Source organism: Streptomyces sp. NPDC088252 (genome assembly GCF_044740965.1).
Classification (GTDB): domain Bacteria; phylum Actinomycetota; class Actinomycetes; order Streptomycetales; family Streptomycetaceae; genus Streptomyces.
In genome coordinates this window covers 1-13,609 of record NZ_JBIURS010000055.1, presented here as the reverse complement: position 1 = coordinate 13,609, position 13,609 = coordinate 1, and the positions used below count along the sequence as shown (strand labels likewise).

The following is a 13,609-nucleotide window of genomic DNA, read 5'->3' as shown; positions in this document are numbered from 1 at the left end:
ACCGGAACTCCGCACTGTACTTCGAGGGCCGTGCCACGTAGATCTACACCTTCCAGGATCAGCAAGATCCATTGTCAGGTGTGTCCACACCACAGAGGTCACCTCACAGCAGCGGGGCCCTGCCCGCTTGGACGTCCAGCTCCCAGGACTCCATCAGCATCTCGGCCTTGCCGAGCCACCGGGTTCGGGTATCGGTGTCGCGGATGTCCGACTGCTCGAACTCGACCATCAACCGTGCAAGCCGCGCTGCTTCCGGGTAGATCACCAGCGGCATCACCCGGGTGCTGCGGTCCTCCAGCGCGCACGCCCACGTCCGGTGGACCCAGCGCAGCACCGTGGGCATCGTCTGCCACCATTCCGCCGCCACCTGGAAGGCGTCGGCGAACAGCTCCTCACCCGACCTGCCGAACTGTTGCTGTAGCCGGGCACGCTCCAGATGCGCCTCGACGACCTCGGGAAGCTCCGTCAAGGACAGCCCGTCCAGCGGCTCCGTCCTTGAGTCGTCACACCACCGCGAGTGCCGGGCGCACACCCGCCAGCTGTCCGACAGCAGCCACCAGGCCGCCTCCTTGACCCCACGGGCCTCCACACACCTCGAGCAGCAGCGTACGAGGTAGCCCTCCGACGGCTGCCAGGGCCACTTCCACACCGCATCCCCTTCACCGGACAGGAGGTGACGCGAGGCCAGCCCAGGCAGTGCCCGTCGCAGCACGGCCGCCGGCTGACCAGCCAGCATGGCCAGATAGTTAAGGCCCGGCCCGTTCACGTACATCTCCGTGCACTGGGGGTGCTTCGCCACGCGGGCCGCATCGCCCGACGATGATCCCGTGCCTTGGCCCACGCGCTGCAGGAAGTCCCAGAGTTCCAGCCCGTTGGCGTGCGCCAGCCGGTTCACGAACGACCCCGTCGACTCACCAGGCAGAGGCAGGACACACATCGGCAGGGGCTGACGCGGACCGTAGAGCCCCGGCACCTGCAGCACCACGCCGTACCTCCTCTCCTGCAACTGCTCCGCACGCCTGCGCCCTATCGTCGCCAGCCGCCGCACAGCCCGGTCAAGGGCCTCTAACTCTTTCGGGTGAACCCGGCTGCAACACCCCAACAGCCTCTATGGCACAGGTCTGAGCCTTGATCCGTAACGTGACGATCCGCTGCCGGGAGGGCATCGTGGCCACGCTGAGGAGCAACGGCCTCAGAACACCGCTACGAGGCCACCAGACACTCGCCGTCGATGCCTGCGTCCACGAATTCACCGGCGGCGCGCCCCGTGTGAGCGTCGTCATGGCCACCGGCACGGGCAAGACCCTCGTCGCCCTCAACACCGTCCAGGAGACCGCCGAGCACAACGCCCTGGTCGTGATGCCCACCCTGGACCTTCTCGAACAGACGGCCGCTGTCTGGCAGCGCGAAGGCCGCCAAGGGATCTACCTGGGTGTCGTGGTTCGTTCTTCCTGATCGGTGGCCGGAGGGTTGAGCTGGGCTGATCAGTTGGCTGGTTGGGTCCGGCGGTGTGGTGGGTGCTGGCGAGGTGCTTGGCGTTGCTTGCGGGCCCCGACTGGGCGGGCCTGTGAACTGCGGAGTTCGTGCTCTGGGTTGGTCTCGTGGGTGTTGATCAGTTCTGTTGGCTGGTCGGTCAGGTGCACTGGGCGACTGTTGTAGCGCCATAGCGGTGCGTGGCAGTGGATGCCGATGGTGGTCATCAGGTGTTGTTGGTGGGGGTGGAGCTGGTCCCAGGTGCGTTGTTGGGTGCGGATCCATTTGGTGGTCTGGTTGGGGAAGGGCATGCCGGTGCTGTAGTAGGCGTGGGCTTGGTGCCAGCTGTGGTTCCAGGTGGCCCGCCATGGTGGGTTCCACCACGGGTCGAGGGCGGCGAGTTGCGGGTCGTGGGGCCAGGGTCGGCCGGTGCGTTTCACGTGGGCGTGGGCGGCTCGGCGTTGTTTGTACAGCCACCATCCCAGGGGGAAGCCGTCGTGTTCGGTGCGGTAACCGGCTGAGGTGAGGTTGCCGTGCTGGGCGGTCCAGGCTTGGGCGTAGGGCAGGCCGGCCGCGAAGGCGCAGGGCGGGTTCTTCAGCCGCGGGCGGGCCGGGCGGGCGGACTGGGGAGGTTTCGGCGGTGGCGCCAGAGCGCGGGCCCGTTCGCTGGTGAGGCCGATCTCGGCGAGCAGCTGTTGCTGCTCGGGATGGAGGCTGCCGTAGCTGGAGCACTGGGTGAACAGCCATTTCGCTGTCGCCGATGGGAGCGCGTCGAGGTCGGCCGTGGTGGCCAGGGAGCGGCCGGTGGTGTGGGTGCGGGCGGTGAGGTAGGCCTGCTGCCAGCGCAGTCCTCCCGCCGGGTTCCAGTGGGGATCGATGGCTTCCAGGGCTTTGATGCGGTCGGCGGGCAGTTTTCCTCGGCTGGCGCGGCGGCGTTGGGTGCGCAGCCAGGTGCCGAGGCGGTAGCCGTCGTGGCGGGCGGGTTCGGCAACGGCGAGGTTGCCGTGCTCCTGGGCCCAGGCGCGGGCGTGGGCGAGACCGGCCGCGAAGGCTGCGGCTTGGGGGATGCGGCGGGGCCGGGCGGCACGGGCGCCTTCGGCGGTGAGGCCGAGGTCGGCGAGGAGCTGCTGCTGGCGGGGGTGGAGCTCGGCATAGACGGCGCACTGGTTGTAGAGCCACTGTCCGGTCCAGTCCGGTGTGCCGGGGAAGCCCTCCTCGGGGGCGAGGTTTTGGCCGGGGGTGAGCTGTGTGCGGGCGGCCTCGTAGCGGCGTTGCCATTTCATGCCCCAGGGCGGGTTCCAGCACGGGTCGATGCGGGCGAGGTGCTCCTCGTGCGGCCAGGGGGTGTCGAAGAGTTCGCGGTGGAGGTTGGCTTGATGCCGTTGTCTGGCGAGCCAGCGGCCGAGGGGGAAGTCGCCGTGGCGAGCGGTGCGGGGCAGGTCGAGGGTGCCGTGCTGGGCTGTCCAGGCCCGGGCGTAGTGCAGCCCTGTCTCCATGGCGGGATGCCGGGTGGCCGGGTTGGGCACGGCGCTGCCCGCTACGGGTTCGGTGAGGCCGAGGCGGGCCAGGAGGTCCAGCTGGCCGTGCTGGAGAAGGCGGTAGTTGACGCACTGGGCGTACAGCCACTGCCCGGTGCGGTCATCGAAGTTCCGGAACCCGGCTTCAGGGTCGAGGAGGGCGCCGGCCGTGACGGCGGCGTGCGCGATGTGGTGCTCGCGCTGCCAGTCGGTGGGCCAGGGCGGGCTCCACGAGGAGTCGATGTCGGTCAGCGCCTGGTTGAGTGCGGGGTCGAGCTGGCCGCGACGGGCGCGCACCCGCTGGCTGTGCAGCCATTTGCCGATGGCGAAGCCGTACTGGCGTGCGGAGGTGGGAGCGCACAGGTGACCGTGCTCGTCGGCGTAGGCGCGGGCATGGTCCAGGGCGGTGCGCCGGGCTGCCTTGAGATCCCGGCGCCGGGGCATGGCGTCGCGGGCGCGTTCAGGCGTGATGCCGAGGTCGGCGAGGAGACGCCGCTGTCCGGGGTGGAGGCTGCTGTAGCTGGTGCACTGCTCGTAGAGCCAGGCCCCAAGATTTTCCGTGGTGCCGGGGAACCCGCGTTCGGGCGTGAGCGGCTGCCCGGCCTGCACCAGTGCCTTGGCGCGGTGGTAGATGCGCTGCCACCACAGGTTCCAAGGCGGGTTCCACCACGGGTCGAGGGCGTCGAGGGCGGCGGCGCGTTCGGGAGCGAGCTCAGGTCCTGCGGCCCGCTGGTTGGCGAGCCACAGGCCGACGGCGAAGCCTTCGGTCCGCACGGTGTTGGGCGCGCACAGGTGGCCGTGCTCGGCGGCGTAGGCCCGGGCATGGCGCAGCCCACGTGCGAACCCCCAGGCCGCGTCTTCGGTGCTGTCTGGGAGCGACCCAGGCTCGGGCTGCACGGGTGTCTCGCCCCGGTCACTGCTGTCCGCCAGGAGCTGAGAAACCGGGATGGGCCGGTGAGACGGGGAGACGCGCCACATGCTCCGCGTCTTCGGTCTGTGCCCGGCTTGACTGCGGACGCAGGTGCGCACCCAGGCGTTCAGCGGCCCTGTCGTGACCGCAGCGAGGCGGCCGGCGATCCACGGCCGGCCAAGACGCCGGGCCAGTTCGCCGACGAGGCGGGGGACATCGGCGAGCGAGTGCGGTTGATGCCGGCCCGCCTCGTAGAGCAGCAGCTGCTGCACACCCGCATCGGCCAGGGCCGCGGCCAGCGTGACGGCTTCCGGATAGGTCACCGCATCCCGCGCCGCTACACGCCATGCGAAGCCGTTGCCGTGAGCCATCAGCCGCAGCCGGTCGGGCCAGAGGGTCTCTTCCGGCCAGGCCTCGTCCCACCACGAAGCCGTAACCGCCTGCCACAGCGAACGCTTCGCCGGCGTGCGGGCTGCGCCGCAGCAGCCGTACATGACGACGCTGTGCCGTTGCGACCTGCTGCACATGCCGCAGGTCCAGCTGGCCGGGGCCGGCCGTCGCTCCGTCGACGACGGGGGCTTCGAGCATCCAGCACTGGTGTTTGACGCAGACCCGTGCGTGCGGCAGGAGGTAGCGGCGTGCTTCTTCCCGGTCCTGTGTGGTTCTCGCGGTGCAGGCCCGGCAGCCGGGGCCGGTCGGCGGGATCGTGGCTGCGGTGCGGACCCAGGCGGCTGGCCCGCTCCCCAGCCTGCTTGAGGGACCCTCCCGGTCCCAGGCGGGAAGGGCACGGCGCAAGTGTTCTTCGGGCATGCGGCAGAAGGCGGCGACCACTGTCCGGGCCTCGGTGTTGAAGACGACTTCGCCGTCGGGCCGCACGGTGAAGAGGTTGGGACGCCGTCCCACGTCCACGAGTGCGCCGATGAGTTCTTTGGCCGTGAGCCGGTAGCGGGAGGCGACTCGGCTCATGTAGGACAGCGTCGTCTCGCCGTGCAGCGGCGCTACCCGCACCGCGCCCAAAGCCTCTCTATGTCCTGAGAGTTCGGGCTGGTCGCGCTGTAGTGGCTGCGCCTGCCGCCCGCTGGTGGTCTTCGTCACCGCTGCTCCGGCCTCCGTCAGGATCCCGCGTTGTGGCTGCGCGGGCGTGGGAGGCGTTTTCGGGGCGGGCGGGCTTGATGTTCGGCCCGGATGTCGAGCTGGATGCCGGCCAGGAGCTTCTTGGTGATTTTTTCGCTGCCGTCGAGCAGGGAGGTCAGGGCGGCTTCGCGGATGAGGTGGGAGACGCTGCCCATGACGCCGCCGGTGCGCTGGTGGAGGTAGTCGGCGTGCCGCGCCAGGGTGTGCGGGGTGTGGTGGCGAAGGCGCAGGGCTTCTTCCATGTCGGTGACCAGAGCGCGCCAGATCTCGCGTTGCTCGTCGGTGGCGCAGGGCAGCGCGGTGTTGCGGATCAGGGTGAAGCGGCCGGCGAGCTGGGCGCCGCGCGGCCCGGTCAGCAGGGGAGAGGCTTCGACGTCGACGCCGGCGTAGACGAAGGTGGCGGGGATGCGCTCGCCGAGGTGTTTCATCTGGTCGGAGGTTTCCGCGCCGGACCGGGTGCGGGTGTCGAGCAGGTGGACGTCGTCCACGAGGACCAGCTTCGTCTCCAGGAGGCACAGCAGGTGGCAGACGGCGTCGGTGATCTGTGCCTGGTTCATGCGGGCCGCGATGGGGATACCGAGGAACCGGGCGAATTCGCTGACCAGCATCTTGGGTGTGGAGGCCGGTGGCACGGCCAGGAAGACCACGGGCAGGCGGTCCGTGCGGTCGGGGTGCCTGCGCTGCTCGGCGAGTTCGAAGGTGCGGCCCATTTCCAGCAGGGTGGTGGTCTTGCCGGTGGTGGGCGGTCCGGAGACGATCAGGCCGCGGCGTGCGGTGCCCTGCTGGCGGCGGTTGAGGAGCATCAGGCGCCGCAGCGACAGGGAGATGCGTTCCATGGCCGGGGTGGTCAGCACCACGAACCGGGAGTGGTAGTCCAGCCGTTCCTCCAGCGACCAGTCCTCGTCGGCGGCCGGTTGGGGCTGCAGCGGGGGAGTGGCGACGAACTGCTGCCAGCCGTCTCGTGTGGTCGGCGGCGCGTACGCCGCGGCCCTCGCTCCGTCGTGAAGGGTGCTGTCGGCAGGGGCGTCTGTCACCACTGTGCTGCTTCCTGGTAGGCGTCATAGATCCGGGAGGGACGCGGAACTTTCGTTGAGGAGTCCGGCCGTTCGTCTCCGGCAGGCTCATCGGCGTCAGCGGGGCCGGGCAGGTCGTCGTCCTCGTCCCAGCCGTCCTCGAACCCTGTCTCCCCTTGCTGATCCTCTTCTTCCAGCGGCGTGAAGGCACCCACCAGGCCGTAGGAGAGGGTCGGAGCCGCCACGGGGTCCGGGACCGCCTGCGGCACGGCCGGTCGGGCCAGGGACGCTGCGGCGCTGGCGCGCGCCGCCACCGTCTGCTCGCGGCGAGTCCCGGCACCGTTGCTCGCACGCCGCAGGAGGCGATCCAGGGCCTGGGCGAGCTGCCGCTCGTGCTCGACGCGGTCGCCGCGGCGTTCGACTGCGGCACGGACGTGCTGCCAGGTGAAGTCGGTGAAGGGCAGGCTGACACAGCCGCGGTGGATCCACGGCACCTCTTCCCACCCGGTGGGCAGCCGCACCCAGATCTGATGGGGGTCGTAGGGGTTGTGGTGCACCTCCCATCTGCCGTCCGGTGCACCCGATGGGTCCCCGCGGTGCGGATTGAGGACCTTGTGGTCGTAGGTGCGGTAGTCGAAGCGGATGCCGTAGTCGTTGATGGCCACCCGCTTGATGGGCATGAGCTCGATGTAGTCGTCCGCGCTCAGCGGCACCGGGATATAGCCGGTGACTCCCACGAGCGCGCCCCACATCTCGTTCGGCGACAGGGCGAGCTTCGGTGCCAGCGGATGGCGCAGCGAGGCGTGCGGGCGGTGCTGCCAGTCGGTGACCAGCCACTCATCCAGCAGGTCCTGAACGTGCGCAAGCGTCCAGCACGCCTCGTCCTCAACGCGCGTGCCGCGCCGGGTGACATCCGAGCCGCTGTAGCCAGCCACGTACTGGGAGAACCGGTCCCCGATGGTGCGGAACGTCCGCTCGACATGGCCCTTGGCCGGGCCGTTGGCCGGGCCGTTGGCCGGCGGCGCGGGCTGAACGGACACTCCCAGGCTCTCGCACGCGGCAATGAAGGAATGGGAGACAAACACCGCACCTTGGTCGACCACCACCGTCTCCGGCATGATCACCGGCCGGGCCGCTGCTCCTTCCAGCCGCGCATCCAACGACACCAGCCGCTCATAGGGGATGACTGACCGGGACATCGCCAGCGCCGTCTCCCACCCCGGGCGCATCCGCATGGGCGTGACCATCTGCGCCAGCAGCACCGCAGCATCCACCGATCTTGTGCCCACCGGACGCACCACCGCGGCACAGATACTGCGCGTTGCCACGTCCAACGCGATCGATAACTCGACCGACCCCGTCACTCCGTCGGCGAGGACAACCAGCACATCCAGCGGCGTACTGTCCAGCATCACCAGCTCACCCGGCCGCAGCGTCACGGTCGGGGTGAAGGGAGGGGCCGGCCGCGACGTGCGCCGCCGCTGCTGTGCCGCCGATCCCAGCAGTCCATGGCCGTCGGCGAGCGCGTGCACCAGCCGGTTGAACGTCGTCACCGGCGGTACCTCCACCGCGCCGGGACCATGGGTTTCCTCCAGAACCCACCCGACCATGCGCCGCAGCCGGCTCAGCGTGCCACTGGAGCGTTCCCGCTGTGCCTCCAGCACCTGAGTGATCGCGGCGACCACACGCTCATCGGCCCGTCCCACCACAGAACGCCTGCGCGCCGTGCGCTGGTCGACCAGCCCCCACAGCCCCTTCTCGCGGTAACGGGCCCGCATCCGTCGCACGGTCACCGCACTCGTCGGCTGCCCCGCCGCGGTCAACTCCGCTGCCTTGGCCTCCTCCCGTTCAGCCACATTCCGCTGCGCCGGATCGAACTCCGCCCGCGGCACACCGCCCTGCCCCGGCACAGGAAGGCCGGTCTCCACCTCGCGTACGTGCCGCTCCCAGGCCTCAGCACGCTCGCGTGCCTGCACAGGCAGTTCCTCCAGGAGCCCGAACGGAGGCACCCGGCGGTGGTCCGCTCCGACGAGTTCGAAGTCAGGAGCGGCGAACAGATAGCTCACCAGCACCGTTGCCGTGGAGTTGTCCGAGTCGACCAGCCGTACACGGGCCCCTTCGAGCATCACGACCGTCCAGGAGCGGTCCTCGAACCGCACCTGGCTCCCCACCTCGAGTACTGCCGCCGTCACGCAGACGCCCACTTGCCCGGGCCTGCTGTCACGGTCACCCGTTCATGCAAGGGATCGTTCAGCGGGGCTGACAGCGCCCCGGTCCATAGGGCATGGAAGAGGGCTGGGAGGACCCTGATGGTGTCCCCGAGGTCACGTGCTCCTTCGATCAGCGGCCGAGGACGGGCAAAGACCTGCACCGCCTCTTCCATGAGCGCGGTGTTCCGGTAGCGAGGGTGCCGGTATCCCGACAGCCAGCCCAGGTTGGCGGCGACAACCGGTTCGGGAGGCGAGGCGACCCTGTACTGCCATCCCACCGCCCGTGCCGCCGCTGCCATGACGTCAGCACGGTGTGCAAGCCGGGGAGAGATCTCCCCTCGTCCGGCACAGTCGAGCAGCAGACCGCCGCCGTCGCTGAACCGTGCCATCAGATGCGGCGCATGCGACACCACGGTCCCCTCAGATCCCCGCCAGGACAGCTCCACAGGGCGGCATGCCATCGCCGTGACCGAAGGATCACGGTCCAGCAGCATCACCTGGGTGCGCATGACACCCGACCCGTAGTGCACCAGCCGCCCGGTCGTTGCCGACCACCACCAGCCCGGCGCGAAACGACGGCCAGACCGCACAGGAAACGGACGTACCGGACCGCAGTCCTCCAGACGAACGACACGAGCGGCCTCGCTCCATGGCATCCGCTGTTCTCCACCGTACGGATCCAGGAACCGGGCGCTGTAGGAACCTGGATCAGCGACCGCCAGGTGCGCCGAGGAGCTTTGCTGCCACACGCACCGTCAACCGACGAGCATCCCATCAGGTAATGGGCACATCGCGACCTACTCCGTCACGCCCATTCGACTCCCAGCTCCCGCAGCGCATTCAGCTGGTCCTGAGTGAGCTTGTCGCGCCTCGCGCGTGTGTTGGAGACCCATACGCCCAGCTTCACGACCATCGGCTCTGTCTCGCCGTGGACGGCGATCTCTTCGCTGTGGCCCCTTGGCACAGGCCGATGACCTTCCCGTTCCACCCACTGTGCGAGGGCCGTAAGTCCGCGCTGGAACGCCTGTTGCGCCTTGCTCGGGCCCCTTCGCCGCACGCTTGGCGGCAGTGGCCGGAGACGGCGCCTCAAGCGGCTTCACGCCCAGCCCGGAGAGCCGCTCCTGCTGCTCGGTGGACAGCTGCGCCCAGGTGCTCGTTTCGCGTTGCCGTGTGAGCCATCGTCCGATGTCGTCGCCGTCCATGAGTACGCCGGGTGCGATGTCGGGCAGGCTGCCGTCGGCGTCGACTAGGTCGGCGAGGACGCGGTAGTGGCGCTGCCAGTCCAGTGGCCAGGGACAGTTCCAGTCCGGGTCGATCGCCGCCAGCTGCTGCGCGCGCTTCGCTGCCCGTTCCTGGTCCTTCCCGAGGCCGCCCTTCCTGCGGAGATTGGCCATGTGCTGCCCCACGGGCACCATCGCCTCGCCCTCGCCCCACGCCGCGTCCTGACGCGGAGCCAGGTGCCCCGTGGCCCGCCGGTAGGAGCGCAGCGCCGCCAACTTGGCCTCCCATGCCTCATCGCCCGGCTCCCAGACCATCCCGGCTTCCGGAGCGTCCAGCAGTTCCTTGCGCCGCTCCTCCAACTCCCCGGCCCGCAGTGCCTTCCGCTGCTGGTGGACCCACCTCCCAAGGGGAAATTCCTTCGTGACCCCGACCTGGGTCTCTGTGTCATAGGGCACCGCGTACAGGCCGGTGATCTCGTTCTCGGCTCGCCAGCGGATGAGGGCCTGGTAGCCCTCCAGCCACACCAGTGAGTCCGGCCGGTAGACCCGCGTGCGCAGGAACGCGGCGATGGTCGCCGCGTCCTTCGGAGTGGAGAAGTGGAGCAGGGCGGATTCGGCGGCGGCCTGGGTGTCGTCGTGCTCCTGGTCCTCGCCGTCGCCCGCGCCGCCGGCCCCGACGATCCGGCCTTCCTCATCGCGCTGGAGGTGCACCTTGCGCTGCTGCTTGCCGCGGGTGAGGGCGCGGGAGGCGAGCTGCTCGACCAGGCGCTCATCGTGTGAGCGCAGGCCCTGAAGGACGGCTACAAGGGGGCGGAACGAGGCGGAGGCGACCATGTCGTTCGGGTCCTCGCCCGGCTCCAGGAACACCGGCACGATGATCCTGGCGACCTTGGTGGAGCCGTCGCGGTTCAACCTCAGCGCGCGGCCGATGTTCTGCACGATCTCCACCTGCGAGCCGCGGGTGTCCGCGAAGCAGATCGCCTCCACCCCGCGCTCGCCGGTGATGTCGACGCCTTCTCCGAGGACCCGCACGGAGGCGAGGAAGGCCCGGTGTACGCGCTTGTTGTTGGCGTCGATGCCGTCGGCGAACTGCCGGATGACCTCGCGGCGTTCGGCTACCAGATGGTCGCCGCACAGCCACGCCGACCACACCCGGTCCGGCGGGACGTGGCGGCCGGCCTCGAGCCGGTAGAACTTCGCGTCGATCGAGGATGCGGGGAGTTTCTTCTCTGCCTTGGCCATGGTCGCGTCATCGGTCTCGGTGGCGTACAGCTCGGCTGCGGTCTTCGGCAGCGCCTCCGCGAACGCCGCCGCTTCCTCCACTTTCTGATGGAAAGTCATGACCGTACGCAGGTTGTACGCCGCGGCGTGCTCCAACAGGGCGGTCTGCAGCAGGGCCAGGCGCCGGCCCCGCAGCGCCTCCTCCGACAATCCGAGCACGGGCGAGGGGTCGCGGATCTCCAATACGTCGATCTCGAACGGGGCGAGGATTTCCCGCTCGATCGCCTCCGAGAGCCCGAGTTCAGCCCCAGGAAGCCAGGCGCCGTACGTCCCATCCGGGTCGTCGGTCATGCTCGCGATCTCCAACTCCTGGCCGTCCGCGCCCTTCTGCGGGCGGGGAGCCGCGAGGATGCGCGGGGTCGCGGTCAGGTACAGCCGGAAGTCGGCGGGGATGCGGGCGTTGTCGTGGATCGCCGCCCACGGCCTGCCAAGATCACCTGCGGTTCCGTGGGCTTCGTCGATGATGGCGAGGTCGAAACCGCTCATTTGCTGGCCGTAGAGGCGCTCTCCGCCCGCCAGAGCGGCCTCCAGCGGCCCGCGTGTTTTCTTGCGCGCCCTGCCCTCCACGCCGCCCTGCCAGGGCCCGTAGGGGCGTTCCTGTTCCTGGAGGGCCTCGTAATCGTCGCGGTCCACGAGAGAGGCGTACGTGGCGAACACGACCACGGGCCCCGAGCCCGCCCACGGGGCGAGCTGGATGGGGTTGGTGGTGGTGCGCACCCCAAGCTCGTTCAGGACCGGGTCGTTTTCCAGCGAGCACACCGCGATCATGGGGGAGCGGTGACCCACTGCCCGCCACGCCTGGGCGGTCTGCACGAGCAGGTCCAGGGTCGGCACCGTGACGAGGATCCGGCCCTCGGGGAAGTACTCCAGCGCGCTCGCGGCAGCCATGATCGTTTTACCGGAGCCGGTCGCTGACACGATCGTGCCACGGGCACCCTGAGGGGGCACAGATGACCTTGCAGGGAATCCGACCCACCTACGAAAGGCCGACTTCTGGTCGACCTGGTGTTTCTTGAGCGGAATCCTGCTCATCGTCCCTCCTCTTCACCCGTGTCGCGGAGAAATCGTTCGTCCTTTTCGTTCGTGCCGTAGAGCCATGCTTCCTCAAGCCGCTCCAGCGGGGTCTCCTCCCCGGTTTCTTGCGCCCACAGTTGCGAAAGCCAGAGCGGGCTGTGCTCGATGTGCTCGCACAACACGAAGCACTCAGGCAGCTCGACCAGATGATGCACCCCCGGGAAGAGTCCGTCGGGCCCGTAGATACCCCACAGCCTCCTGAGCCGTGCCTGGCTGGTCTGCAGGTAGTCCTCCAAGGCCTGCGGGTAGGCCTCTCGCTCCGCCAGGCGCACCGTCCGCAGTGCGATGCCCACGTTCTCCCGGAAGAGCTCTGTGTCCCACTGCTCGAAGCTGGTGCCGGTCACGGCCGCGTAGTGCCGCCCGCACACCTCCATGACACGCTCCACAAGTTCCGCCGGCGCCTCGCTCCCCTCCCCGGCCTCCGTGCCACGACCGGAAGGCCGGCCTACATCCGTGCGCTCATCGGGCAGGGACCTGGGGCGGGCGCTTGCCTGCACCAGCTCCCTGCCGTGGTGGTCCAGGTAGGCCAGGAGGAACGGGGCCAGGGCCCGGCCAGGGTCGCTGGCGTGCTCAATTCCGGGCGGCTCGCTGGTCCAGCCGAACGTAGCCTGGTGGGGCCGCGGCTGTACGCCGCTGCCGTGCGGGTCGGGGAAGACGACGGCGCGGGTGAAGAAGTCGTCCAGGAGGCTGAGCAGGTCCGCATCCGGACTGTCCGGCTCACGGCCACGCACGGTGGTGATGGCGTTCTCCAGGATGGTGGTGAGGTACCGCCGGCGGGCGTCCTTCTGCTGCCGGAGCACGCTGTCCGGGCTCTCCTCGACCACCTCCACCACGCGGTACATGCCCTGGTCCCCGTACAGACCGCCCGGCTTCTCCAGCTCCTGGCGAACCTTGGAGACGGCCTCCTCGACTGACCGCCCGTAGGTGTAGTTCGTCAGCAACGCAGCGCCGGGGTGCGCCGGATCGGTTCGCTGCGCCACGATCCGATAGCGGATCAGCCCCGGTTCCCGCCCTGCGGCCGCACGGCTTTCGCGTTCCTGACGCTCACGCCGCTTCCGCTGCCACCGATGCACCTCCGGGTCGCTCTCAGGAGAATAGGTCTCCCAACCGCCCTCGGTCATCAGAGTCCAGATGCGCTTCAGCTCGTTCCGCCGGACCGCTGCCAGCCGGTCCTCCGTACTGAGCGGTCCCGGCTGATTCTCTCGGTTATCCAGACCGCCAGCGGCTGCCCAGCGCTCATGGATCTGCTCTCTCGTCAGCCCGGTAACCTCACGATGGATTTCTTTCCGCGCTTCAAAGCGCCTATCGAAGCCCAAGGAATTCAAATCATCCTCGCTTCTCGTGCCCCGCCCTGGTGGCTTGGGGGTGTCCCATATTTCCGCCAACGGTACATGCTGCATCAACCTGATGCACCCGCTACACTGAAACCCGACACGAACGAGCGACCCCCACCCCTCGTAGCCAGCCAAGCCCGCGTAGCGGGCTTCAGATCCTGTAGGCGCAGCCGGAAGGACCCGGGGTGGGGGAGCGCAGCGGACACACCCTCAGACGGGTGCGAAGCACCCGTCAACTCTCTTACAGAAAGCCGAATTACCCGTACCTGACATCACGCCAGGCCGGGCCCCGCGCAGCGGGGCCCACCGGCCCGCAACGCGGGCCGGCCCCCTCAACTCCCGGAGCGCAGCGAAGGGAGTTGGCCCGGCTTTGCCGGGCGCGGTGAGCAACGCGAACCGCTTCGCTTGCATAGCGCGCAGCGCTATGGTACCCGCTCCGCGGG

The 13,609-nt window shown here is 69.3% G+C and carries 7 protein-coding genes and 2 pseudogenes; 1 reads left to right on the top strand and 8 read right to left on the bottom strand.

Annotation, left to right across the window (positions count from 1 at the left end):
* Window positions 1–103 precede the first annotated feature (103 nt).
* Window positions 104–985, bottom strand: a complete 882-nt coding sequence (locus tag ACIOHC_RS43365) for a TniQ family protein (RefSeq protein WP_365694520.1) — start codon at window positions 983–985, stop codon at window positions 104–106.
* A 182-nt stretch (window positions 986–1,167) separates the two neighbouring features.
* Here ACIOHC_RS43365 and ACIOHC_RS43360 point away from each other — a divergent pair, with 182 nt between their 5' ends.
* Window positions 1,168–1,455: a DEAD/DEAH box helicase family protein gene (locus ACIOHC_RS43360; protein WP_365694522.1), complete on the top strand. Its 288-nt coding sequence runs from the start codon at window positions 1,168–1,170 to the stop codon at window positions 1,453–1,455.
* A 29-nt stretch (window positions 1,456–1,484) separates the two neighbouring features.
* Here the strand turns inward: ACIOHC_RS43360 and ACIOHC_RS43355 are convergent, their stop codons facing one another.
* From ACIOHC_RS43355 to ACIOHC_RS43325, 7 genes and pseudogenes are all read right to left on the bottom strand, one after another.
* Entirely contained in the window at window positions 1,485–4,427 is a 2,943-nt protein-coding gene (locus ACIOHC_RS43355) for a helicase associated domain-containing protein (protein ID WP_401846940.1), read from the bottom strand.
* Between the two features lie 76 nt (window positions 4,428–4,503).
* Window positions 4,504–4,908: pseudogene (locus tag ACIOHC_RS43350) on the bottom strand (helicase); the annotation flags it as partial.
* Window positions 4,909–5,012: 104 nt separating this feature from the next.
* Window positions 5,013–6,071: a TniB family NTP-binding protein gene (locus ACIOHC_RS43345; protein ID WP_365694526.1), complete on the bottom strand. Its 1,059-nt coding sequence runs from the start codon at window positions 6,069–6,071 to the stop codon at window positions 5,013–5,015.
* Window positions 6,065–8,173: a Mu transposase C-terminal domain-containing protein gene (locus ACIOHC_RS43340; RefSeq protein ID WP_401846943.1), complete on the bottom strand. Its 2,109-nt coding sequence runs from the start codon at window positions 8,171–8,173 to the stop codon at window positions 6,065–6,067. The genes ACIOHC_RS43345 and ACIOHC_RS43340 overlap by 7 nt, the downstream gene beginning before the upstream one ends.
* A gap of 62 nt (window positions 8,174–8,235) precedes the next feature.
* Window positions 8,236–8,913: a TnsA-like heteromeric transposase endonuclease subunit gene (locus ACIOHC_RS43335; protein WP_365694530.1), complete on the bottom strand. Its 678-nt coding sequence runs from the start codon at window positions 8,911–8,913 to the stop codon at window positions 8,236–8,238.
* Between the two features lie 149 nt (window positions 8,914–9,062).
* Window positions 9,063–11,790, bottom strand: a pseudogene (locus ACIOHC_RS43330) (Helicase associated domain protein).
* Complete coding sequence (locus ACIOHC_RS43325; RefSeq protein WP_365694533.1) at window positions 11,787–13,217, bottom strand: hypothetical protein; 1,431 nt, start codon at window positions 13,215–13,217, stop codon at window positions 11,787–11,789. The pseudogene ACIOHC_RS43330 and the gene ACIOHC_RS43325 overlap by 4 nt, the downstream one beginning before the upstream one ends.
* Window positions 13,218–13,609 lie beyond the last annotated feature (392 nt).